Source organism: Rhodococcus sp. USK10 (assembly GCF_019378875.1).
Classification (GTDB): Bacteria; Actinomycetota; Actinomycetes; order Mycobacteriales; family Mycobacteriaceae; genus Rhodococcus_F; species Rhodococcus_F pseudokoreensis.
Map to the genome: position 1 here is coordinate 95,790 of NZ_CP076048.1, position 26,838 is coordinate 122,627.

At 70.0% G+C, this 26,838-nt stretch carries 1 protein-coding gene; it reads right to left on the reverse strand.

The annotated features are described in order from the left end of the window. Positions 1 to 9: 9 nt before the first annotated feature. Positions 10 to 26,799, reverse strand: coding sequence for a non-ribosomal peptide synthase/polyketide synthase (locus I1A62_RS07455; RefSeq protein WP_219458382.1), 26,790 nt, complete (start codon positions 26,797 to 26,799; stop codon positions 10 to 12). Between the last annotated feature and the right edge of the window lie 39 nt (positions 26,800 to 26,838).

A 26,838-nucleotide genomic window follows, 5' to 3' on the forward strand; every position in this document is an offset into this window, starting at 1 on the left:
AAAAGCGGGTCAGTGCGTGCCCAGATAGTCCTCGAGGACGGGCCCGACCACGGCCAGAACCTCGGGTTCGATCATCTGGTTGTGCTCGCACTCGATCTTGACTTCCCGGATGCCGCCGGTGACCGAATCGCGCCATTCCTCCGGTGAATGCTCGCCAGTCGACGCCGATCCGGCGGCGGTGAAGAACAGCAGGTCCCCGTCGAACACCTGGGGCCGGAAGTTGTTCATGATCCGCGAGGAGTTCGTGAACCCGGCGCTGATCCGCTCGAGGTGCCGAGGGGTCAGTCCGGTCTTCTGCCCGAACGCGTCGTCCAGCAACTCGACGGCCCGCTCGTAGGTGAGCTCCTCCCCGGCGACGGCCTCGAGGTCCAGTCCGAGACCGTGCAGCAACTCGGACACGGTGAGGCTCTCCGGGCCCTGATCGGCCCCGTTCGCCACGTAACTGTCCATGAGGGCCAGGGTGTCGACGGCCTCGCCCTCCCGCCGCAATTCGACGGCCATGGCGTGCGCGATGACGCCGCCGAGCGACCAGCCCAGCAGGTGGTACGGCCCGTGCGCCTGGACCTTACGCATCTCCAGCACGTACTGGTGTGCCAGCTGCTCGATCGAGTCGACGGCCGGGCCGCCACTGATGATCGGCAACTGCAGGCCGAACGCCGGACGGTCCTGCGAGAGGTGCTGCAGCAGTCCCGCATACCCCCAGGACAGACCGATCCCGGGATGGATGCAGAACAGCGGCGGCTTCTCCCCCGTCGGGCGCAGCGGGATGACGACGCCGAGCGCCTCGTCGACCGGCGACCCGGCGGCGTTCTCGGTGTCGATCCTCAGCGCCAGCCCCGCGGGCGTCGGGTCCAGGAACATGGACTGCAACGGGATCTGCCGTCCGAGGCGGTCCTGCAGCACCGTGATCACCCGGGTGGCGACGATCGAGTTGCCGCCGAGGTCGAAGAAGCTGTCGGCGGTGCCGACCCGGTCCACACCCAGCACCTCGGCGAACGCCTCGACGATGATCCGCTCGGTCGCCGTCGTCGGGGCCCGGAAGGCCGCGCCGGTGGTGCCGAACTCGGGCGCCGGCAGCGCCTTGCGGTCGAGTTTGCCGACCGGGGTCATCGGGATCTGGTCGAGCACCACCACGGCCGACGGGACCATGTGCGCGGGCAGGCGGTCGGACGCGTGGGTCCGCAGTTCCGCCGGCTCGAGGTCGTGCCCCTCGGCCGCCCGCACGTACGACGCGAGGAGCGTGTCGCCGGACGGACCGGTGTGACCGATGGTGGCCGCGAACGCGACCGCGGGGTGGCGGGCGAGGACTGCGTCGATCTCACCGAGTTCGATGCGGAAGCCGCGGACCTTCACCTGGAAGTCGGTGCGGCCGATGTACTCGATGGTGTGGTCGCCGCGCCAGCGCACGACGTCACCGGTGCGGTACATCCGGCGGCCGGGCTCCCCGTACGGGCAGGCGACGAACCGTTCCGAGGTGAGCGCGGACCGGTTGTGGTACCCGCGTGCCAGTCCGGGTCCGGTGATGTACAGCTCGCCGGGCACGCCGGCCGGGACGGGCTGCAGGCGTTCGTCGAGGACCAGCGAACCGAAGCCCAGTGCGGGGGCGCCGATGTTCACGACCCCGCCCGGACGCATCGGGGCGCTGACGCTCGCCTGGATGGTCGTCTCGGTGGGCCCGTACCCGTTGTGCATGTTGCGGTGCTTGCCCCAGATCTCCACCAGTTCCGGCGGGCAGGCCTCGCCGGCCACCGCGAGGACCCGCAGCGACTCGAGACCCACGTCCTCGATGGACGACAGCGCGGTCGGCGTGATGAACGCGTGCGTGACCTCGTTGCGCCGGAACAGATCGGCCAACTCGGCGCCACCGAAAATGGTGGGCGGCACGATCACGACCCGGGCCGAGGCGCCGAACGCCATCATCAGCTCGAAGATCGACGCGTCGAAACTCGGGGACGCCAGATGCGAGACCCGGGAGTCGTGCGTGACCTGGAACCGTTCGTGTTCCTCCGCGGTGAGGTTGGCCATGCCGCGGTGAGTGACGATGACCCCCTTCGGTTTTCCGGTCGACCCCGACGTGTAGATCAGGTACGCCGGGTGCGCCAGATGCAGCGGCATCGTGCGGTCGGCGTCGGTGACCGGCGCCGAAGACACGCCTGCGACCTGCTCGGCGAACGTCTCGTCGTCGAGCACCAGCCACGGCACCGTGTCCGGCAGGTTGTCGCGCCTGCCGGCGACGGTCAGACCGACCGAGGCCCGGCAGTCGGTGAGCATGTAGTCGATGCGGTCCCGCGGGTACGTGGGATCGACGGGCACGAACGCGGCACCCGACTTGGCCACCGACCAGATCGACACCACTTCCTCGATCGACCGCGGCATACCGATGGCCACGAACGTCTCCGGTCCGACACCCTGCGCGCACAGCACCCGCGCCAGCCGGTTGGACCATTCGTCGAGTTCCCGGTACGTGACCTGCCGGTCCTCGAACGACAACGCCACCGAGTCGGGGTCGAGGGCCGCGGCGGCCGTCAGCAGGTCCGGCCACACCTCGGGCCGCACGTCGGGCTTGCCGCGCGCCGGGACCATCTCGTCGATCTCCGCCTCGTCGAGCAACGGGACGGTGCCGATCGGCCGGTCCGGGTTGGCGACGACGGCCTCGAGGACCCGCACGAACCGGTCCGCGATCGAGCGCGCCGTGTCGGGGTCGAACAGGGAGACGGCGAAGTCGAGGCCGCCGGCGACACCCGCGGGCGCACCGTCCTGATCGAACCGCTCGGCCAGGATCACCTCGAGGTCTTCCTTCACCACCCGGGTCTCCAGGTCCACGTTCTCGACCCGCAGGTCCGGAAGTTCCAGCGTCGGGTTCTCGTTGTTCTGGAACTCGAGGGCCACCTGGAACAGCGGTGAGTACGACGTGGACCGGGTCGGGTTGAGTTCCTCGACGAGCCGCTCGAACGGCAGGTCCGCGTGCTGGAACGCGGCCAGGTCGGATTCCCGGATCTGCTGCACCAGTTCGGCGAACGTCGCGGACGGATCGATCCGGTTCCGCAGGACCAACGTGTTGACGAACATGCCGACCATCTCGTCGAGCGCCTCTTCACCGCGCCCGGCGACCGGGGTGCCGATGACCACGTCGTCGGTGCTGCCGAGCCGCGACAGCAGTACGGCCAGCGCGGCGTGGACGGCCATGAACATGGTGGCGTTGTTGGCCCGCGCGAAGGCCGTCAGCCGCTGATGGAGGCCGGCGTCGATCGCGAACTCGACGCGATCACCCTCGAACGTCTGCTGAATCGGGCGCGGCCGGTCGGTCGGCAACTGGATGACGTCCGGCAACCCGGCCAACGTCTCCGACCAGAACCGCAACTGCCGGTTGATCATCGACTCGGGATCGTTCTCCGAGCCGAGTCCGGCATGCTGCCACAGGGTGTAGTCGGCGTACTGCACGTGCAGCGGAGCCCACTGCGGGCCTGCGCCCTCGAGCCGCGACGTGTAGGCCACCATGACGTCGCGGGCGAGCGGCGCCAGGGAGAATCCGTCCGCGCAGATGTGGTGCACCACGATCGTCAGCACGTGATGGTCGGGCGCCGACCGGAACAGGGCCGCCCGGACCGGGACGTCGGTGCTGACGTCGAATCCGCGGGACACCAGATCCATGATGTGCCTCGGCAGGTCCGCCGCGTCCACCTCGACCGTGGCGACGTCTGGTTGCGCGTCGACGGCGGCCAGGATCCGCTGGGTCGGTTCGTTGCCGACCGTCGGGAATACGGTGCGCAGCGTCTCGTGCCGTTCGAGGACATCCGCCATCGCCAGGCGCAGCGCGTCCTCGTCCAGGGTTCCGGTCAGCCGCACCGCCAGCGGAATGTTGTAGGCGGGTGAGGACGTGTCGAACTGGTTGAGGAACCACATCCGCTTCTGCGCCAGCGACAGCGGAATCCGGTCGGGGCGTTCGACGGGGGCGAGCGCGGGGCGGGCGCCGCCGCTCACGCTGTCGGCGACGCGTTCGGCCAGCGACCGGGCGTCGGGGGCCTCGAACAGCGCCCGCACCCCGATGTCGGTGTCCAGGGCGTCCCGCAGCCGCGCGGTGACGCGCGTCGCGACCAGCGAGTTGCCGCCGAGATCGAAGAAGTTGTCGTCGATGCCGATCCGTTCGAGACCGAGGACGTCGGTGAAGATGTCCACGATCTTGCGTTCGAGGTCGTTGGTCGGCGGCTGGAACTCCGTGGTGGTGACGTGGAACTCCGGCGCGGGCAGCGCCGACCGGTCCAGTTTGCCCACCGGCGTCAACGGGATCTCGTCGAGGAACATGATGCTCGTCGGCACCATGTGCGCGGGCAGCCGCGTCGACAGGTGCGCGGTCAGCTCGGCGGGATCGACGCCCCCTTCCGTGACGGGCAGCAAATAGGTCACGAGCACCGTGTCACCGGACGGGCCTGGGGCACCGAGGGTCGCGGCGAAGCTGACCCCGGGGAATGTGGCGATCTCGTTGTCGATCTCACCGAGTTCGATGCGGAACCCGCGGATCTTCACCTGGAAGTCGCTGCGGCCCACGTATTCGACGGTGTGATCGGCGCGCCACCGGACGATGTCGCCGGTGCGGTACATCCGCTCCCCCGCCTCCCCGAACGGGTTGGCGACGAACCGCTGGCTGCTCAGTTCGGGGCGCCGGTGGTAGCCGCGGGCGAGACCCGCGCCGGTGATGTACAACTCGCCGGGAACGCCGACGGGCACCGGCTGGAGCCGCGAATCGAGCACGAGTTCGCCGACGCCGCGGATCGGGCCGCCGAGGGTGATCGGGTCGCCCACCGTCATCGGATCGCTGATGTTGGCCATCACCGTGGTCTCGGTGGGGCCGTACGCATTGGACAACTGCCTGCCGGGCGCCCAGCGGGTCACCAGTTCGGGCGGGCACGCCTCGCCGCCGAACACCACGTGCTGGAACTCGTCGAGCCCCTCCGGGTCCACCGTGGACAGCGCCGCGGTGGTGACGAAGGCGTGGGTGACGTGTTCGGACCGGATCAGTTCGGCCAGTTCCGCTCCGCCGTACACCGTCGGCGGCGCGATGACCATGGTGGCGCCGACACCGAACGCCTGCAGGTACTCGAACACCGACCCGTCGAAGCTCGGTGTCGAGAAGTGCAGTGTGCGGGACGTCTGCGCGGCGGCGAAGCGCTGCCGCTGGTCCTCGGCGAAGTTGTCGAGGCCCTCGTGGGTGACGACGACGCCCTTCGGCTTGCCCGTCGAACCGGAGGTGTAGACGATGTATGCCGCGTTGTCGAGACTTATCGGCGACCGCCGGTCCGAATCAGCCACCGGCAGAGCCGGTTTCGCCTGGCACGCCTTCTCGAACTTGGGCGAGTCGAGCTGCAGCCACGGCACCGAGTCGGGCAGCGACTTCTCGTACGCGGCCATGGTCAGCCCGATGGTGGCGCCCGAATCGGTGAGCATGTGCTCGATGCGGTCCATCGGGTAGTTCGGGTCGACCGGGACGAACGCGGCACCCGTCTTCGCGACCGCCCACACCGCGAGAACCGACTCGATCGACCGGGGAATGCCGAGCGCCACGAACGTCTCCGGACCCGCGCCGCGGGAGATGAGAACCCGGGCGAGCTGGTTGGAGCGCTCGTTGAGTTCGCGGTAGGAGACGTTGCGGCCCTCGAACGTCAGCGCCGTGCGGTTCGGATCCAGCGCCGCCGCGTCCTCGAAGATCTGCGGCAGCGTCCGGACGGAGAACCCGGGGCGACCACGCACCGGGGCGAACTCGGCGAGTTCGGCCTCGGTGAGCAGTTGCATGTGGGCCAGCGGGATCTCGGGCCGGTCGGCGAGGGCGTCGAGCACCCGCCGCAGCCGGTCCGCGATCTCGTCGACCGCGCTTTCCTCGAGGACCTCGGGGAGGTACTCGAACTTGAAGTTCAACCGGGCGTCACCGGAGGCGACGACGGCGAGCGGGTAGTGCGCGGAGTCCTTGCCGTCGATGCCGAGGACGAACATCCCGGCGATGTCGGTCTGTTCCGTCAGTCCGGCCTCGTCCACCGGGTACGACTCGAACACGGTCAGCGTGTCGAATGCGCCGCCGCCGCCGACCGCCGACTGGATGTCGGTCAGTCCCACGTAGTGGTGGTCGAGCAGCGTGGCCTGTTCGCGCTGCACGCGTTCGAGCAACTCGCCCAGCGACTCCCACGGGTCGAGGGTGACCCGCACCGGGAGGGTGTTGATGAACAGACCCACCATCGATTCGATGCCCGCGATCTGCGGCGGCCTGCCGGACACCGTCCCGCCGAACACCACGTCGGAGCGGCCGACCAGGCCGCCCAGCACGATTCCCCACGCCGTCTGGACGACGGTGTTGAGGGTGAGCCCACGTTCGCGGCTCAGGTCCCGCAACCGGGTGGTGTGCTCCTCGGACAGAGTGAACGCGGTCTCCTCCGCGACGGCGGAGTGCGCCTCGCCCCGCTCCAGCGGGGCCAGCAGCGTCGGCTCCTCGACACCGTCGAGCGCGGTGCGCCAGGCGTCGAGGGAATCCGTGGTGTCGTGTCGCTTCATCCACGACAGGTAGTCGCGGTAGGAGTGGACCCGCGGCAGCAGGCTGCCGTCGGCGTCCAGGGCGTACAGCGTCAGCAGGTCACGAATGACCAGCGGTGTCGACCAGCCGTCGAGCAGGATGTGATGGTTGGTCAGGATCAGCCGGTACTCGTCCTCGGTGAGCCGGACCAGGGCGAGGCGCAGCAACGGCGCGTCCGCCATGTCGAACTTCACCGACCGGTCCTGTGCCACGATCCGCTCGTATTCGCGGGTGGTCTCCTCGGGACCCAGCGCCGACAGGTCGAACTCCGACCACGGCAGTTCCACGTGCTGCTGGATGATCTGCGCGGAGGCGCCGGCACTGTCGTGGACGAACGCGGCCCGCAGGTTGGGGTGCCGGTCCAGCAGGGCCTGCCCGGCCCGGCGGAACCGGTCCGCGTTCACCTCGCCGCGCAGCTTCAACGCCAACTGCACCAGGTACGGGTCGACCGAGGCGTCCGAGAACTGGGCGTGGAACAGCAGTCCCGACTGCAGCGGTGACAGCGACCAGATGTCCGACAGCGCCGGGAACCGGGACTCGAGCCGGTCGATGGCGTCCTGGTCGAGCGTCACCAGGTCCAGATCGGACGGAGTGACACCGCCGGCGTCGGGCCGCGCGACGTGCTCGGTCAGCGCGGTCAGCGCCTGCACCCACAGGTCGGCGAGCGCGCGGACCTCGGACGGGGTGAGGACCCCGGTCGGGAACGCCCACGTGGCCCGCAGCCGGTTGCCGTCGGCCCCGGTGCCGGTGACGGCGTTGATGTCGAGCGCCGACGCCACCGGGATGTCGGAGGCGGGGATGTCGTCGAGTTTGGTGTCCGTCACCGGAACCCAGGCGTGCCCGTGGATGTCGGTGGACGTCGCGCCGCCCAGCCGGCCGAGGTAGTTGAACGTGACCTGCGGCTTCGCGAGCGCCCGCAGTTGGTCGGCGCTGTCCGGATCCAGGTAGCGCAGCATGCCGTACCCGATGCCGTGGTCCGGGATGGCCAGCAGCTGTTCCTTGATCGCCTTGATCGCCGACCCGGCAGCCTTGCCACCGGCGAACGCGTCGTCCAGGTCGATGCCCGACAGGTCCAGGCGCACCGGGAACATGGCCGTGAACCAGCCGACGGTCCGGCCCAGATCGGCGCCCGGCAGCACCTGGTCCTCGCGGCCGTGACCCTCGAGGCTCACCAGCGACTCACGCGTGAAGTCGCCGTGGGTGCGCCGCCACTGCGCCAGGGCCAGCGCCAGCGCGGTCAGCAGCCCGTCGTTGACGCCGCCGTGGAACGCCTCGGGAACACGGGTCAGCAGAGCGTCCGTGACGTCGGCGGGCACCTCCACGGTGACCTTCTCGACGGTCCCCGCCACGTCGATCGCTGCGTCGAGCGGACGCGATCCGATCAGCGGGTCGTCGGCCTCGAGCACCCGGCGCCACTGTTCGATCTCGGCGCCGCGTTCGCGGGTCGCGTCGACGAGCCCGTGCGACCAGCGCCGCATCGACGTTCCGACCGGCTCGAGTACCGGTTCCTGCCCCGCGGAGACCTGCGCCCACGCCGTCGCCAGGTCGGGCACCAGGATCCGCCACGACACGCCGTCGACCACCAGGTGGTGGGCCACGACCAGCAGCCGTCCCCCCTCGGCGCCGGCATCGAACCACACCATCTGCAGCATGACCCCGGCCTCGGGGTCCAATCGCCCTGCGGCGGTGTCGAGTTCGTGGGTCGCGATCTCCGCGAACGCGGACCCGACCACCGACGGGACCTCGACCCGGTGCAGCACGTCGTCCACGTCGACGGCGCCTACCGCCTGCACCTCGATCCGCCACTGCGGTGCGGCGCCGAGCAGACGCGCCCGCAGCATGTCGTGGTGATCGACGACGGCCGCGATCGTGCGCTTCAGCAGCGTCTCGTCGGCGGCGGCGGGCAGGGACAGCAGCGCGGTCTGGGTGTAGCGGCGGAAGTCGCCGCCGCGTTCGAGCAGCCATGCGGTGATCGGGGTGACCGGCATCTCGCCGATCCCACCGCCGGGCAGTTCGTCGAGGACCACCACGTCGGCGGCGCCCGCCCAGGACGCGGCCTCGGCGAGGGCGGCCACGGTCTTGGCCTCGAACACGTCCCGCGGGGTGAGGACCACACCGGCGGCCTTCGCGCGCGCCACCAGCTGGATCGACATGATGCTGTCGCCGCCGAGGGCGAAGAACGAATCGTCCACGCCCACCGATTCCAGACCAAGCACCTCGGCGAACAGCCCCGCGAGGACGGTCTCCATCTCCGTCGCCGGGGCGCGGCCCGCCGACACCCGGGCCCCGAAGTCGGGTTCCGGCAGCGCGCGGCGGTCGAGTTTGCCGTTGCTCGTCAACGGCAGCGTGTCGAGCACCACGAGGGTGGCGGGCACCATGTACGAGGTGAGCTGGGTGCCCACGAACTCGAGCGCCGAGGACACCTCGACGGTGGCGCCGGATTCGGGCACCACGTAGCCGATCAGCCGGTGGCCACCGTGCCCGTCGTCGCGGGTGAGGACGACGGCCTGTGCGATCCCGCGGTACCGGAGCAGCGCGGATTCGATCTCGCCGAGCTCGATGCGGAATCCGCGGATCTTCACCTGGAAGTCGCTGCGGCCCAAGTATTCGAGCTGGCCGTCGGTGTTCCACCGCGCCAGGTCGCCGGTGCGGTACATCCGTGCCCCGGGACGGAGCGGGTCGGCCACGAACCGGGTGGAGCTGAGCCCGGCCCGGCCCAGGTAGCCGCGAGTGACCTGGTCACCCGAGACGTACATCTCGCCGATGGTGCCCGGGGGCACCGGGTGCAGGCGCCGGTCCAGGACGTGCACGTGCAGCCCGGCGATGCCGCGGCCGATCACGCTGGCCGACGCCGACTCCGCGAACGCACGGTCCAGTGCGAGGTAGCTGACGTGGACCGTCGTCTCGGTGATGCCGTACATGTTCACCAGGGTCGGGGCGGAATCGTCGTGCCGGGAGTACCACCGGCCGAGCTGACCGAGGTCGAGAGCCTCACCGCCGAAGATCACGTACCGCAACGCCAGTGCCGCCGCGTGCACGTCGATCTCCGAGACGATGCGGTCGGTCTCGGCGAGCTGGTAGAACGCCGTCGGGGTCTGGTTGAGGACGGTGACCTGCTCGTTGCGCAGCAGTTCGTGGAACATCTCCGGCGACCGTGCCGTGTAGTAGTCGACGACGACGAGCCGGCCGCCGTGCAGCAGCGGACCCCACAGCTCCCACACCGAGAAGTCGAAAGCGTACGAGTGGAACATCGTCCACACGTCGTTCTCGTCGAACCCGTACAGCGGCTGGGTGTTCGCGAACAGGGTCAGCACGTTGCGGTGCGAGACGACGACGCCCTTGGGGCGGCCCGTGGACCCGGAAGTGTAGATGACGTACGCCACCGACGCGGCGTCGAGCGGGGTCACCCGGTCGGCGTCGGTGATCGTCGCCGGTGACTGCTGTGCGAGGTCCGCGGTCGTTTCGGGGTCGTCCAGCAGGATCGCTGGGGTCTCCGAGTCGGGCAGGGCCGAGACGTCGCCGGTGGTGGTGATCACGCAGTTCGGTGCGGCGTCCTCGAACACGAACGCCAGCCGGTCGGCCGGATAGGTGATGTCGACGGGCAGGTAGCCGCCGCCGGACTTGATCACGGCCAGCAGGGCGATGATCAGATCGCAGGTGCGTGGCAGTGCCACGGCCACCAGCGTTTCCGGGCCTACGCCCTGGGCGATGAGCAGCCGGGCCAGCCGATTCGACCGGGCGTCGAGTTCCGCGTACGTCAGCGCCACGTCCTCCGACGTCACGGCGGTGGCGTCGGGGAACCGGGCCACGCTCTGCGCGAACCGGTCCGCGAGGGTGTCGGTGCCCGCCTCGACTCCGGCGGTGTTCCACACGGTCGCCATCGCGAACCGCTCGGCGGCGTCGGTGATCACGATGTCACCGACCGGGGCCTGCGGATCGGCGGTGACGGCGGCGAGGATTCGCAGGAACCGGTCCGCGAACGTGCGGACCGTGCCGGCGTCGAACAGATCGGTGGCGTAGATGAACGACGCGGTGATCCCCGACGCCACCCCGTCCGCGTCGAACCCCTCCTCGACGCTGAGCTGCAGGTCGAACTTGGCGACCTCGAGGTCGAAATCGACGGCGGCCGCGGTGAGTTCGGGCAGCTCGAGGCGCGGTGTCTCATTGTTCCGGAACTCGAGCAACGCCTGGAACAGCGGCGAGTGCGCGGTGGAACGCTCCGGCGCGAGGACGTCGACGAGCCGCTCGAACGGCAGGTCCGAGTGGTGGAACGCGGCGAGGTCGGTGGCCCGCACCTGATCGATCAGGGCGCCGAAACCCGTGGCCGGGTCGACGGCGCTGCGCAGCACCAGGGTGTTGACGAACATGCCGACCATGTCGTCGAGCGCGGCGTCACCGCGACCCGCGATGGGGGTGCCGACGGCGATGTCCTCAGTGGACGACAGCGCGGACAGCAGCACCGACAGGGCCGCGTGCACGGCCATGAACATGGTGGAGTTGTGTTTGCGCGCCAGCGCGGACAGCGCCCGGTGCACGTCCGCCGGAATCGTGAAGTCGACCTGCGCACCCCGGAACGACTGCTGGACCGGGCGCGCCCGGTCGGTCGGCAACTGCAGGAGTTCGGGCAGGTCGGCCAGCTGATCCGTCCAGTACCGGAGCTGCTGGGAGATGAGCGACTCGGAGTCGCTCTCGTCGCCCAGCAGTTGCAGCTGCCACAGCGTGTAGTCGGCGTACTGCACCGACAGCGGGTTCCACTGCGGTGCGCTTCCCGCGATGCGGGCGGCGTACGCGGTCATGACGTCCCGGGCGAGTGGGGTGAGCGAGAACCCGTCGGCGCAGATGTGGTGCACCACGATGACGAGCACGTGATCGTCGGGGGCGAGCGCGAACAGCGCCGACCGCATCGGCACGTCGGCCGTGACGTCGAAACCGGCGGTCGCGAGACCGGCGATGTGCTCCCGGAGTTCGGCCTCGGACACCTCGGTGATCTCGAGGTTCGGCGTCCATTGGCCGGGCGAGAGCACCACCTGGGTCGGTTCACCGTCGTGGGACGGGAAGACGGTCCGCAACGACTCGTGCCGGACGAAGACGTCCGTCACCGCCGCGCGCAGCGACTCGACGTCGAGGTGACCGGTCAGTCGCACGGCCAGGGGGATGTTGTAGGCCGCCGACGACGTGTCGAACTGGTTGAGGAACCACATCCGCTTCTGCGCCAGCGACACCGGCACGTGCGCGGGCTGCGCCATCGGTCCGAGCGGCAGCCGCACGTGGTCGCCGTCGTGCGCCGGGGCGAAGGCCGTCGACTCGATCAGGCGGGCCAGCTGATGGATCGTCGGCGCCTCGAACAGGGTGCGGACCCCGATGTCGGTGTCGAGTTCCGCGGTCAGGCGTGCGGCGACCCGGGTCGCGATCAGCGAGTTGCCGCCGATGTCGAAGAAGTTGTCGTCGATGCCGACCCGTTCGATGCCCAGGACCGTGGTGATGACGTCGGCGATCGTGTGTTCGAGGACTGTCGACGGCGGCCGGAAGGCGTCGGAGGTGGGCAGGAACTGCGGTTCGGGCAGCCCCGCCCGATCCAGCTTGCCGACGGGGGTGAGCGGGATCTCGTCGAGGATCATGATGCTCGACGGGACCATGTGCGCGGGCAGCAGGTTCGCCGTCCACTCCTTCAGCTCCGGCGGTTCGAGCACCGACTCGGCCTCCGGCAGCACATAGGACACGAGCACGGTGTCGCCGGCGGGGCCGGGGCGCCCGAGGGTGACGGCGAACGCGACGGACGGGTGCCCGGCGAGTGCGCTGTCGATGTCGCCGAGTTCGATGCGGAAGCCGCGGATCTTGACCTGGAAGTCGGTGCGGCCCAGGTATTCGACCGTGTGATCGGGCCGCCACCGTGCGAGGTCGCCGGTGCGGTACATCCGGTCGCCCGGCTCGCCGTAGGGGTTGGCGACGAACCGCTCGCTGGTCAGCCCCGCGCGGGCGTGATAGCCGCGGGCCAGGCCCTCACCGGAGATGTAGAGTTCGCCGGCGACGCCGACGGAGACCGGTTGCAGCCGCGAGTCGAGGATCACCTCGGACACGCCGCGGACAGGAGCGCCGATGGTGACCGTCTCCCCCACCTGCAGGTGGTCGCTGAGGTTGCTCATGATGGTGGTCTCGGTGGGACCGTAGCCGTTGTACAGGGTGCGGCCCGGCGCCCAGCGGCTCACCAGTTCCGGTGGGACGGCCTCGCCGCCGGCCACCACGTTCTGGAACACGTCGAGACCCTCGGGGTCCACGGAGGCCAGCGCCGCCGGGGTGACGAACCCGTGGGTGACACCCTCGGCGCGGATCAGCTCCGCGAGTTCCTCACCGCCGTACACGGATGGCGGCACGATCACCATGGTCGCGCCGACGGCGAACGACAGCAGGTATTCGAGGACCGAGGCGTCGAAGCTCGGCGAGGAGAAGTGCAGGGCCCGCGACTCCGCATCCGTCGCGTAGCGGGTGCGCTGCTCCTCGGCGAAGTTGTCGAGACCGCGGTGGCTGACCACCACACCCTTCGGCTTGCCGGTGGACCCGGACGTGTAGATGACGTACGCCGGGTGCGCGAAGCGCAGCGGCACCACGCGTTCGGCGTCGGTCACGGTGTCGGCGGACATCGCCGCGACGGCGGCGTCGGTCTCGGCATCGTCGAGGGTCAGCCAGGTGACCCCGGCGGGCAGCCGGTCGCGACCGGCCGCCACCCGCAGGCCGAACGTGCACCCGGAGTCGGTGACCATGTGTTCGACCCGTTCCCGCGGGTAGGTCGGGTCGATCGGAACGAACGCGGCACCGGTCTTGGTGATCGACCACACGGCGAGCACCGATTCGATGGACCGTGAGATACCCAGGGCCACGATGTCTTCCGGTCCGACGCCACGGCCGATGAGCAGGCGCGCGAGCTGGTTGGACCGTTCGTCGAGTTCCCGGTAGGACATCCGGCGGTCCCCGAACACGAGTGCGGTCGCGTCGCCCGACGCGGCGGCCGTGTCGGCGAACATCTGCGGCAGTGTGCGCACGGACCGGCCGGGCCTGCCGCGGGCCGGAACCAGTTCCGCTTCCTCGACGTCGGTGAGCAGGCGCAGCTGCGCGAGCTTCATCCCGGGGTGCTCGGCGAGCGCGATCAGTGCCCGGACGACCCGGTCGCCGATCCGCTCGACCGCGGCCCGGTCGAACAGATCCTCGACGTATTCGAGCTTCAGTTGCAGGTTCTCGTGCGCCGAGGCGATCAGGGCGAGCGGGTAGTGCGCGGCGTTCGCGCTGTCGTGCACGTCGAGGACGTGCATGCCGGCGATGTCGGTCTGCTCGGTCAGCCCTTCCCGGTCGACGGGGTAGGACTCGAACACGGTCAGCGTGTCGAATCCGGCGCCGGGACCGGCCACCGACTGGATGTCGGTCAGGCCGACGTAGTGGTGGTCGAGCAGCGCGGCCTGCTCGCCCTGGATGCGTTCGAGCAACTCCCCCAGCGTTTCCCGCGGGTCGAGGGTGACCCGCACCGGCAGGGTGTTGATGAACAGGCCGATCATCGACTCGATGCCCGCGATCTGCGGGGGCCGACCCGACACCGTCCCGCCGAAGACGACGTCGGAGCGGCCGACCAGGCCGCCCAGCACGATTCCCCACGCGGTGCGGATCAGGGTGCTGAGGGTCAGCCCGTGTTCGCGTGCGAGCACACTGAGCTGATCGGTGCGGTCGACGTCGAGTTCGACGACCAGTTCACTGGACTGCGTGTCGCTCTGGGCCGACGCGTCGGCCGGCGCGAGGAGCGTCGGGTCCTCCACCCCGGCGAGGGCGCGCTGCCACACCCCGAGGGAGTCCTCGGTGCTGCGGTGCGACATCCACGCGAGGTAGTCGCGGTACGGGTGCACCCGCGGCAGCACGCTGGTGTCCCCCTCCGTGGCGTACAGGGTGAGGAGGTCGCGGATCAGCAGCGGCATCGACCAGCCGTCGAGCAGGATGTGGTGATTCGTGATGATCAGGCGCTGCTCGTCCGCACCGACCTGGATCAACATGAACCGCAGCAACGGCGGCGTGGCCATGTCGAATCCGCGGCGCCGGTCGGCGTCGAGGAGTTCCGTCACCTCGGCTTCGCGGCTCTCCTCGTCGAGCGCGGACAGATCGATCTCCGTCCACGGCAGTTCCGCGTATCCGTGGACCGCCTGGACGGGGGTGCCGCCCTCGTCGTAGACGAACGACGCCCGCAGGTTCGCGTGCCGGTCGAGCAGGGCCTGCCCTGCCACCCGCAGGCGGGACGCCACGGCGCCGCTCAGTTCGAGCGTCACCTGCACCGTGTAGGAGTCGATCGACTCGTCGGCCAGCAACGCGTGGAACAGCAGTCCGGACTGCAGCGGCGACAGCGACCAGATGTCGGACAGCGCCGGGAAACGCGACTCGATGCGGTCGATGGCGTCCTGGTCGAGGCTGACCAGTTCGAGGTCGGACGGGGTCACACCGCCGGCGTCGGGGCGGGCCGCGTACGTCGTGAGCGCGGTCAGCGCCCGGACCCACAGTTCGGCGAGTTCCCGCACCTCGGCGACGGTGAGGACGCCGGCGGCGTACGCCCAGGTGGCGCGCAGCTGGGGCCGGTCGTCCACCTCGGTGGTGACGGCGTTGACGTCGATGGCCGAGGTGACCGGGGTGTCGAGGTCCTGCGCCCGGTCCATGTCGACTTCACCGGTCGGCGTCCAGCCGGCGCGGGTGGCCGCCTCGGACAGGTCGGCGGCGAAGCGTCCCAGGTAGTTGAAGCTGATCTGCGGCAGCGACCGAGCCGCGAGCAGCGGTGCGGTGTCGGCGTTGAGGTACCGCAGCATGCCGTAACCCATGCCGTGGTCCGGGATGGCCAGCAACTGTTCCTTGATCGCCTTGATCGCCGACCCGGCGGCCCGGCCGCCGTCGAACGCGTCGTCGAGGTCGATGCCCGACAGGTCGAGACGCACCGGGAACATGGCCGTGAACCAGCCGACGGTGCGGCCCAGATCGGCGCCCGGAACGACCTGGTCCTCGCGGCCGTGACCCTCGAGGCTCACCAAGGTTCCGTCGACGGACCGTCCGTGCAGGGTGTGGCCGCGGGTGCGCCGCCACTGCGTGACCGCCATCGCCAGCGCGGTGAGCAGTCCGTCGTTGACACTGCCGTGGATCGCCTCCGGAAGGGCCGTGAGGACGGCCTCGCTGACCTCGGCGGGCAACTGCACCGTGACCCGGCCGACGGTCGCGTTGACGTCGACATCGGGGTCGAGCGGACGGCTGCCGACGAGCGGGTCCTCGCAGTCGAGGATGCGCTGCCACAGATCCAGTTCGCCCGCCCGGTTCGCCGCCTCGTCGACCAGTCCGTGCGCCCACCGGCGCATGGACGTGCCGACCTGTTCGAGGGCCGCTTCCTGGCCCGCCGAGATCTGCGCCCACGCGGTCGCGAGGTCGGGGACGAGGATGCGCCACGACACACCGTCGACGACGAGGTGGTGCGCGACCACGAGCAGGCGGCCGCCGGATTCCCCGGCGTCGAACCACACCACCTGCATCATGACGCCGGCCGCCGGATCGAGCCGGTCCAGCGCGGCGTCGAGTTCCGCGATGACGGTGGCCGCGAATGCCGGTGTTCCCGGGGCCGCGGACACCGCGACGCGGCGGATCAGGTCCTGCGCGTCCACCGCACCGACCGGGCGGACGGCGAGATGCGAGTCGTCGGCGGAGACCATCAGCTGTGCGCGCAGCATGTCGTGCCGGTCGAGGACGGCCTGGAACGTACCGATCAGCGGTTCGAGTTCGCGCAGGTTCGGTGGCGCGGTCAGCAGCGCGGACTGCGACATCCGGTTGAATTCGCCGCCCCGTTCGAGCAGCCACTTCGTGATCGGGGTGGTCGGCATGTCGCCGACACCGCCGCCGGGCAGTTCGTCGAGAACGACGACGTCGGCGGCGCCCACCCACGACGCCACCGCGGCGAGACCGGCGACGGTCTTGGCCTCGAACACGTCCCGCGGGGTGAGCACCACGCCCGCGGCCTTCGCGCGGGCGACCAGCTGGATCGACATGATGCTGTCGCCGCCGAGCGCGAAGAACGAGTCCTCGACACCGGCGGATTCCAGACCGAGCACCTCGGCGAACAGTCCGGAGAGCACCTGTTCCATCTCCGACACCGGCGCCCGGCCGGTGGACACCCGGGCCCCGAAGTCGGGTTCGGGCAGCGCGCGGCGATCCAGCTTGCCCGCCGGGGTGAGCGGCAGCTCGTCGAGAACGATCAGCGCGGACGGCACCATGTACGGGGCGAGGAATCCGCCGACGAAGTCGAGGACGGCCTCCGGGTCGAGTTCCGCGCCCGCCGTGGGGACGAGGTAGCCGACGAGCCGGTTGGCGCCGGTGCTGCCCTTGTGCGCGGACACCACCGAGCGGGCGACCCCCGGGTAGCGGGTGAGGGCGTTCTCGATTTCGCCGAGTTCGATGCGGAACCCGCGGATCTTCACCTGGAAGTCGCTGCGGCCCAGGTACTCGAGCTGGCCGTCGGTGTTCCAGCGGGCCAGGTCACCGGTCCGGTACATGCGGGCACCGAGGCCGCCGTACGGGTTGGCGACGAACCGCTCCGCCGTGGTGCCCGCCCGGTCCTTGTAGCCGCGGGCCAGACCGGAACCGGTGACGTACAGTTCGCCGGTCACCCCGTTGGGCACGGGGTGCAGGCGGGAATCGAGCACCATCTCGCCGGTACCCATCGGCGGACGGCCGATGGTGACGCCCTCGCCGGGCAGCATGGGTCCGGTCACGCTGGACACGACCGTCGCCTCGGTGGGTCCGTAGGCGTTGAACATCCGCCTGCCGCCGGTCACCCACTGCGCCACCAGCTCCGGCGGGCACACGTCGCCGCCGGTGGCGACGCACTCGAGCTGGTCGAGACCCGCGGGGTCCACCGACGCCATGGCCGCCGGGGTGATGAATGCGTGCGTGACCCTGCCCTCGCGGAGCACGTCGGCGAGTTCGGTGCCGCCGATGACCGAGGCCGGCGCGATCACCATGGCCGCGCCGGACCCGACCGCCAGCAGCAGTTCCAGGATCGAGGCGTCGAAGCTCGGCGACGAGAAGTGCAGGGTCCGCGACCGCGGGGTGACCCCGAAGCGGACGCGTTCGTCGGTGGCGAAGTTCGCCAGGCCGCGATGGGTGACGACGACGCCCTTCGGGGTGCCGGTGGACCCGGACGTGTAGATCAGGTAGGCCGGGTTCTCCAGCGCGAGCGAATGTGTCCGGTCCGCGTCGGTCACGACGGCGTCGGAGTGCGCGCTCACCTGGTCGTCGAAGCCGGGTGCGTCGACCACCACGTAGGAGGTGCAGTCCGGCAGGGTGGGACGGAACTCGGCGACGGTGAGCGCGAGCGCCGCACCGGAGTCGCTGAGCATGTGGACGATCCGGTCGGTCGGGTAGTTCGGGTCGACCGGCACGAACGCGGCACCGGTCTTGGCGACCGCCCACAGCGACAGCACCGATTCGGGCGACCGCGCCATCGCCAGCGCGACCACCGATTCCGGGCCGATGCCCCGCCCGATCAGCAGGCGGGCGAGCCGGTTCGACCGCTCGTCGAGCTCCCGGTACGTCACCTCGCTGCCCTCGTAGGACAGCGCGGCGGCCTTCGGGTCCACGGACGCCGCCGACGCGAGCAGTTCGGGCAGGGTCCGCGGCTCGGCGTCGGGCCCGTCCATGACCGGGGTGAGCGCCGCACGTTCGGACGCCACCATCAGCTCGACGTCACCGACGGCCATGCCGGGCTCGGATGTCACCGCGTCGAAGATCCGCTGCAGGTAGTCGGCGAAACCGGCGATCGTGGACGCGTCGAACAGGCTCGCCGCGTACGTGAACGCCGCGGAGATCCCGGCGGGCTCCCCCGACACCCCGAACTCCTCCGTCAGCGTGAGCTGCAGGTCGAAGTTGGAGATGTCGGTGGCCAGGTCGAGGCCGGTGACGGTCAAGCCGGGCAGCTCCAGCCGCGGGCGCTCGTTGTTGCGGAACTCGAGCACCACCTGGAACAGCGGCGAATGAGACGTCGCGCGTTCCGGCGAGATCGCGTCGACGAGCCGCTCGAACGGCAGATCCGCGTGGTGGAACGCGTTCAGGTCGGTGTCGCGGACCGTGGACAGCAGGTCGGTGAACGTGCCGGACGGTTCGACCGGGGTGCGCAGTACCAGGGTGTTGACGAACATGCCGACCATGTCGTCCAGGGCGGCGTCGCCGCGGCCGGCGATCGGGGTGCCCACCGTCACGTCGTCCGTGTCGCCCAACCGGGCCAGCAGCACGGCCAGCGCGGCGTGCACGGCCATGAACACACTCGAATTGTGTTCGCGGGCGGTCGTGATCAGCCGGCTGTGGATCTGCGCGTCGATGCTGAACGAGTGGATGCCGCCGCGCATCGACTGCTGCGTCGGGCGCGGGTGGTCCGTCGGCAGCGCGAGCAGTTCCGGAAGCCCGGCGAGCGTGTGCGTCCAGTAATCGAGCTGGGCGGCGAGCAGGCTGTCCGGGTCGTCGGCGTTGCCGAGCACCCGGTGCTGCCACAGCGCGAAGTCGGCGTACTGCACCGGCAGCGGCGTCCAGTCCGGTGCCTGCCCCCCGGTGCGGGCCGCGTAGGCGGTCATCACGTCCCGGGCGAGCGGGGCCATGGAAAAGCCGTCGGCGCTGATGTGGTGGACGACGATGACGAGAACGTGCTCGCCGGGATCCGTGCGGAACAGGGCGGCGCGCACCGGCACCGACACCGTGACGTCGAAGCCGGCACCCGCCAGCCGCGAAATATGCTCGGGCAGCTGCTCTTCCGTCGAGTCGATCGGCGACAGATCCGGCACCACGTCCTCGGTCGGCAGGATCACCTGGAGGGGCTCGCCCTCCACCATCGGGAACCGAGTGCGCAGCGACTCGTGCCGGTCCATCACGTCGGCGACGGCGTCCTGCATCGCATCCTCGTCGAGATCGCCGGTCAGCCGCACCGCGAGCGCGATGTTGTAGGCCGGGGAATCGAGGTCGAACTGGTTGATGAACCACATGCGCTTCTGCGCCAGCGAGACCGGCAGGTGGTCGGGGCGCACCCCGGCCACCAGCGGCGGACGTTCGGCGCCCTGCCCGGCCTCGGATTCGATCCGGGTGGCCAGCGTCGCGACGGTCGGGGCGTCGAAGATCTCCCGGACCCCGATCCGGCTGCCGAGCGCGGCGTTGACCCGCGCCACCAGCCGGGTGGCCACCAGCGAGTTGCCGCCGAGGTCGAAGAAGCTGTCGTACACGCCGATGCGGGGGGCGTCGAGCAGGTCGGCGAAGATCGACGCGAGGATCTCCTCGATCGGGTTGCGCGGGGTGACGAATTCGGCGGACGGGCTGAGGAATTCCGGCTCGGGCAGCGCGCCGCGGTCCAGCTTTCCGGTGGCGCCGAGCGGGAACCGGTCGAGCACGATGATGCGGGTCGGCACCATGTAGGCGGGCAGAGCCTCCGCCGCCGCGTCGCGCACGACCGCGGTGTCGATGTCGGCGCCCGCCACGGGGATCACGTAGCCGACGAGGCTTTCACCGGTGGCCTCGCTGCGGTGCACTGTGACGACGGCCTGCGCCACCGACGGGTGCGCCAGCACGGCCGCCTCCACCTCGCCGAGTTCGATGCGCTGGCCGCGGAGCTTGACCTGGAAGTCGCGGCGGCCGATGTATTCGACGTTGCCGTCGGCGCGCCAGCGGACCACGTCACCGGTGCGGTACATCCGCTGCCCCGGTGCGCCGAACGGGTTCGCCACGAACCGGTCCGACGTCAGGTCGCTGCGACCGACGTAGCCGCGGGCCAGCTGAATGCCGGCCAGGTAGAGCTCGCCGTGCACCCCGACCGGCACCGGATGGAGCCGGGAGTCGAGGACGTACAGCTGCGTGTTCCACACGGGTGCACCGATCGGGACCGAGGCGCGGTCGCCTTCCGTGCACTCCCAGAAGGTGACGTCGACCGCGGCCTCGGTGGGGCCGTACAGGTTGTGCAGCGCCGCGGATCCGAATTCGCGGAAACTGTCGGCGGTGGCGGGCGGGAGGGCCTCACCACTGCAGAACACCTGGCGCAGCGAACCGCAGAGGTCCGGTTCGGCGCCCGCCGTGAACACGGCGAGCATCGACGGCACGAAGTGCATGGTGGTGACCTGGTGGTCGGCGATGATGTGGGACAGGTACGTCGGGTCCCGGTGACCGTCCGGCGCGGCGAGGACGAGTCGCGCACCGACCTCGAGGGGCCAGAACAGTTCCCACACGGACACGTCGAACGTGACCGGCGTCTTCTGCAGCACCACGTCCGTGTGATCCATCCGGTACGTGTCCTGCATCCACAGCAGCCGGTTCGCGATCGCCCGGTGACTGACGGCGACCCCCTTCGGCCTGCCCGTCGAACCGGACGTGTAGATCACGTAGGCGGTCGAATCGGGGTGGATCGGACCGCCCCGCTCGGCGTCGGTGATCGGGGTGCTGGACCGCCGGGACAGGTTCAGGGTGTCGATCTCGATCACGGCGGCGTCCGCGCTGTCGACGCCCTCGCACCGATCGCGGGACGCGGTGAGAACGCAGGCGGGTTCGGCACTCTCGATTACGTACGCGATCCGGGACGCCGGATGGTCGGGGTCGAGCGGCACGTACGCGGCCCCGGTCTTCTCCACCGCATAGATCGCGATCATCAGTTCCAGGGAACGGCGCAGCGCGACGGCCACCCGGGATTCGGGTCCGACGCCGCGGGCGAGGAGTTCGCGGGCCAGCCGGTTGGCGCGGGCATCGAACTCCGCGTAGAGCAGTTCCTCCTCGGCGAACACGACGGCCACGGCGTCCGGGGTCCGGGCCACCTGTGACTCGAACAGGCTGACCAGGGTCGCCGAGTCCGGGACGGGAACGTCGGTATCGATCCACTGCTCGAGCATCCGCTGCGTCTCGTCCGCGCCGATCAGGTCGAGGTCGCCGACCTTCGCGTCCGATCCGGCAGTGATGGTCTCGAGCAGCGTGACGAACCGTGCGGCCAGCGCCGTCATCGTCGGCGGGTCGAACAGTTCCGACGCGTAGGAGAACTGGACGTCGATCGCGCCAGGGGCGCCGGAGTCCTCGATGTGCTCGGTGAGGATGACCTGGAGATCGAACTTGGCGGCACCGGTCTCGAGGGCCTCGACCTCCACATCGAGTCCGGGCAGCTCGAGCCTGGTGTTCGCGAATCCCTGCAGCACCAGCATCACCTGGAACAGCGGCGAATGCGCTTCGGATCGGGTTGGTTTCAGTTCGTCGACGAGCCGCTCGTAGGGCAGGTCGGTGTTGCTGAACGCCTCCAGATCCACAGAGCGGGTGTGCGAGAGGATCTCGGGGAAGCTGCGATCCGGGTCGACGGTGGTGCGCAGGACCACCGTGTTGACGAACATGCCGACGACGTCGTCGAGTTGCCGTTCGCCCCGGCCGGAGACCGGGGATCCGATCGACACGTCGGCCGACCCGCTCGACCGGGACAGCAGGACCGCGAGGGCCGCGTGCACCACCATGAACAGGCTGGCGTCGTTCGCGCCCGCGATGTCGAGCAGCGCGGTGTGGATGCGTGCCGGAATCGTGAAGTCGGCGGTGGCGCCGATCATCGACTGCCGGGCCGGTCGCGGACGATCGGTCGGCAGGTCCATGACCTCGGGGGCACCGTCGAGGGTTCGGGCCCAGAACGCCAGCTGCCGGGACAGCAGACTCGTCGGGTCGTCGGAGGATCCGAGCAGTTCGCGCTGCCACACCGCGAAATCGGCGTACTGCACCTCGAGCGGTGCCCACTGCGGGGCGGCGCCGGCGGCGCGGGCATGGTAGGCCACCATCACGTCCCGGGTCAGCGGCGTCATCGACAGGCCGTCGGCGGCAATGTGGTGCACCACGAACACCAGCACGTGATCGTCGGTCGCGGTCCGGTACAGCTCCGAGCGGATCGGCGGTTCCACGGTGACGTCGAATCCGGTTGCGGCGTCGGCGATCAGGCGGTATTCGAGTTCGCTCTGGGCGACGTCGATCGCGTCGAGTTGCGGGCTCACCTCCGCGACCGGCAGCACCACCTGGATCGGACCGTTGGGGGTGTTCGGGAACACGGTCCGCAGCGATTCGTGGCGGGTGAGGACGTCACTCACCGCGGTCCGCAACGCGTCCACGTCGAGCGTGCCGCGAAGCCGGATGCCGACGGGAATGTTGTACGCGGGCGACGCGGTGTCCAGTTGGTTGATGAACCACATCCGCTGCTGCGCCAGCGACACCTGCACCGGGCCGGATCCGGGCCGCGGGGCGAGCACGGGGCGGGCGGAGGTGCGGGGCCCGGCGGCGTCGACGCGGGCACTGAGCAACGCGACGCTGGGCGCCTCGAACAGATCCAGCACCCCGATTTCCGTGCCGAGGGCAGTGTTGACCCGCGACACCACGCGGGTCGCGACGAGGGAATCGCCACCGAGGTCGAAGAAGCTGTCGTCGACGCCGACGCGCTCGACTCCGAGCAGTGTCGCGAACACCTCCGCGATCTGCATCTCGGTCGGTGTCACCGGCGCCCGGTAGACGGTGGACGTCGCCTCGAACTGCGGTTCCGGCAACGCCTTCCGGTCGAGCTTGCCCGCCGGGGTCAGCGGGACCTCGAGGAGCTCCATCACCCTGGCGGGCACCATGTGCGCGGGCAGCGTGGCGGCGGCGTGTTCGAGGATGTCGCCGACGACGATCTGCGCCCCGCTCTCGGGCAGCACGTACGTCACCAGCGCCGTGTCGCCGGACGGTGCGGTGCGGCCGACGGTGGTCGCGAACGCCACGCTCGGGTGTGAGCGGACGACGGCGTCGATCTCGCCGAGTTCGATGCGGAAGCCGCGGATCTTCACCTGGAAGTCGGTGCGGCCCAGGTATTCCAGCTGACCGGCCGCGTTCCACCGGGCCAGGTCGCCGGTGCGGTACATCCGCTCACCGGGTGTCCCGTGCGGGTCGGCGACGAACCGTTCGGCCGTCGGGACCGACCGATTGTGGTACCCACGTGCCACACCGTCGCCGGTGATGTACAGCTCGCCGGGCACCCCGGCGGGGACGGGGTGCAATCGCGAATCGAGCACCAGCAGACCGCAACCGCGCGACGGGCGGCCGATGGTGACCGGTTCGCCGACCGTCAACGGTCCCGCGACGCTCGCGACGACGGTGGCCTCGGTAGGACCGTAGGCGTTGAACATGACGCGTCCCGGCGCCCACTGCTGCACCAGCGCAGGAGGACAGCTCTCACCACCGGTGACGACGCACCGGATGTGGTCGAGACCCGTGGGATCGACGGAAGCCAGCGCGGCCGGCGTCACGAACGCGTGCGTCACCCGTTCGCGGCGCAGCAGGTCCGCGAGTTCGGTACCGCCGTATACCGTCGACGGCGCCACCACCATCGTGGCACCGGCGCCCACGGCGAGAAGCAGTTCCAGGATCGACGCGTCGAAACTCGGTGAGGAGAAGTGCAGGGTCCGCGACCCCGCGGTGACGTCGAACCGCTGCCGCTCGTCCTCGGCGAAATTCGCCAGACCGACATGCGTGACGACCACACCCTTGGGTGTGCCGGTAGAGCCGGACGTGTAGATCAGGTAGGCCGGATCCGCCGTCCGCAGCGGCCGGAGGCGGTCGGCGTCGGTGACCGCGCCTGCGGTGTGCTGGTCCAGTTCCCGCCCGAACGACGCGTCGTCCATCACCAGCCACGGCGTGATCGCCGGCAGGGACGCGCGGTGCGCCGTGGCCGTGAGACCGACGACCGCACCGGAATCGGTGAGCATGTGCTCGATACGGTCGGCCGGGTAATTCGGGTCGACCGGCACGAACGCGGCCCCGGATTTCGCGACCGCCCAGGTGGCCAGCACCGACTCGATCGAACGCGCGATCGCCAGCGCCACGACCGAACCCGGCCCCACGCCGTGACCGATCAGCATGCGGGCGAGCCGGTTCGACTGCTCGTCGAGTTCGGGGTAGGTCAGGGTGCGTCCCTCGTAGACGAGAGCGTCCCCGTCGCCGCCCGCCGCAACGGCACCGGCGAGCAGTGCGGGAAGCGTGCGGGGCTCCACCGCAGGCTCGTCGCGGACCGGCGCGAGTTCCGCGTACTCGGCGGGTTCGAGGAGGTCGACGTCCCCGATCGGCGCGGCCGGATCCGCCGTCACCGCCTGCAGGATGCGGACGAAGCGGGCGGCGAGCGCCTCCGCGCTGTCGCGGTCCCACACATCGGTGGCGAACCGCAGCCGGCCGTTGATTCCGCCGGTCTCCGATTCGGTGAGGGAGAACACGAGATCCAGCCCCAGGGCGCGGTGTTCACGCTGGACCGGGCTGACAGTCACGTTCCCCGAGGAGTCGTGCGGATGACCACCGTCGGTGAATTCGAGCATCACCTGGAACAGCGGCGTGTGCGACGGGTCGGGTTCCGCGACAACGGCGGCGACGAGATCGTCGAACGGCAGCGCCGCATGCGAGAACGCGGCCCGGTCGGCGTCCCGGACCCGGCTCAGGTGCTCCGTGAACGACGACGCCCCCTCCACCTGCGATCGCAGAACGGCCTTGTTGAAGAACGCCCCGGCCTCCGGATCTTCGGAGTCGGTCGTGTCACGCCCGACGATCGGTGTTCCGATCACGACGTCGTCGGTGTCACCCAGCCGGCCCAGCAGCACGGCCAGCGCGGCGTGCAGTGCGGTGAAGATCCCGGTGCCCGCCTCCTCGGCCAGCAGAGCCGCGCGGCGCTGCACGTCGGCGTCCACGGCGAACCCGACAACCTCGCCCGCCCCGGCCCGCTCGCTCGGGCGCGGCCGGTCCAGCGGTAGCGCCGTCACCTCGGGCAGTCCGGCCAGCTCCCGCTTCCAGAACTCGAGCTGGGACTCCCGCTCGAGGATGCGCGCACCGAGGCGTGCGCTCTCGGCGTGGATGTCGGCGGTCCGCACCTGCGGCTCCGCGGTGACGAATTCCTCGATCAGTTCCACGAATCGGCGGTGGTGAGCGCGCAATTCCTCCGCGCCGTACCGGTTGGGGTTGCCGCGGAAATCGAGGAGTGTCTCGCCGTCACCGCCCTGATAGATGTTGACCAGCAGGTCGTCCACCGGTCCCGACGTCACGATGTGGTACTCGCCGCTGACGGAGCCCAGCGTGAACGCCTGGTGGAACAGCATGACGTTCACCATCGGACCGGCGAGACCCTCCGCCGTCCCCGCGAGGCCGGCGTCACGGCGGATGTCCTCGAGGCTGCACCGCTGATGACGCAGTGCACCCATCAGCTCGAGCTGCGTCCGCTGCACGAGTTCTGCCACCGTGTCCTCGGGGCGGACGGTGATCCGCAGCGGGGCGACGTTGACGAGCATGCCGCCGGACCGCTGCAACGGCGCCGTGGTGCGCGCCGACACCGGCAGGTTGATGAGCACGTCCCGCTTGCCCGTCATCCGGGACAGGTAGCAGGCGAACCCGGCGAGCAGGACGGCCGCCGACGTGGCACCGACCCGCTGATCCGACTCGCCGAGGAAACCCAGCGCGGATTCGGAGATCTTCGCGCTCTCGAGCCTGCTCTTCGCCGCTGCGGGCGCGTCGTGGGTGGCGAGCGTCGAACCGTGCTCGATGCCGACTATCCGTTCGGCCCAGTACAACCGGTCGTTCTCGAACCGGGTCGACTTCCGGTACTTCTGATCCAGTGCGTACAGATCGCGCAGGTCCAGCGCACGGTTCGGTTCCGGTTCGGTGCCCTCGATCGCCGCGGTGTAGAGCGCCGCGATCCGGTTCACCATGGTGTTACCGCTGTACCCGTCGAGGGCGACGTGGTGAATCCTGGTGTACCACAGGTAGTGCTGCTCACCGACCTGCAGGACGGTCATCTCGACGAGCCGGTCCCGGGTCAACCGCAGAGGTGTCGCGTAGTCCTCGTCGATCCACGCCTGCGCGGCCGACATCGGGTCGTCCTCGCCGCGGAAGTCGAGGAACCCGATCGACGGGTCGATCGTGAAATCGACCGCCTGGTAGGGCTCCCCGTCGACGTCGAGCAGACGCAGGAACGGCGACTGAAACTCCTGGCCGGCCCGCACGGCCGCGTCGCTCAGCAGGTCCAGGTCGATCTCGCCCCGCAACTCGATGTACTGGGCGATGAACTTGGGGACCGTGGGGCTCAGTTGTTGGGCAAACCACATGCTCCGTTGCACCGACGAGAGCGGGAAGGCCCCCTCGGGAACGTTCACGTTCACATCTTCGGCGCCGTTATTCGGCTGCGGCGAATTCACAGTCGTCATCTCGTTCCCCCAGCGGGTAGAAGACCTTGGATGCGCAAG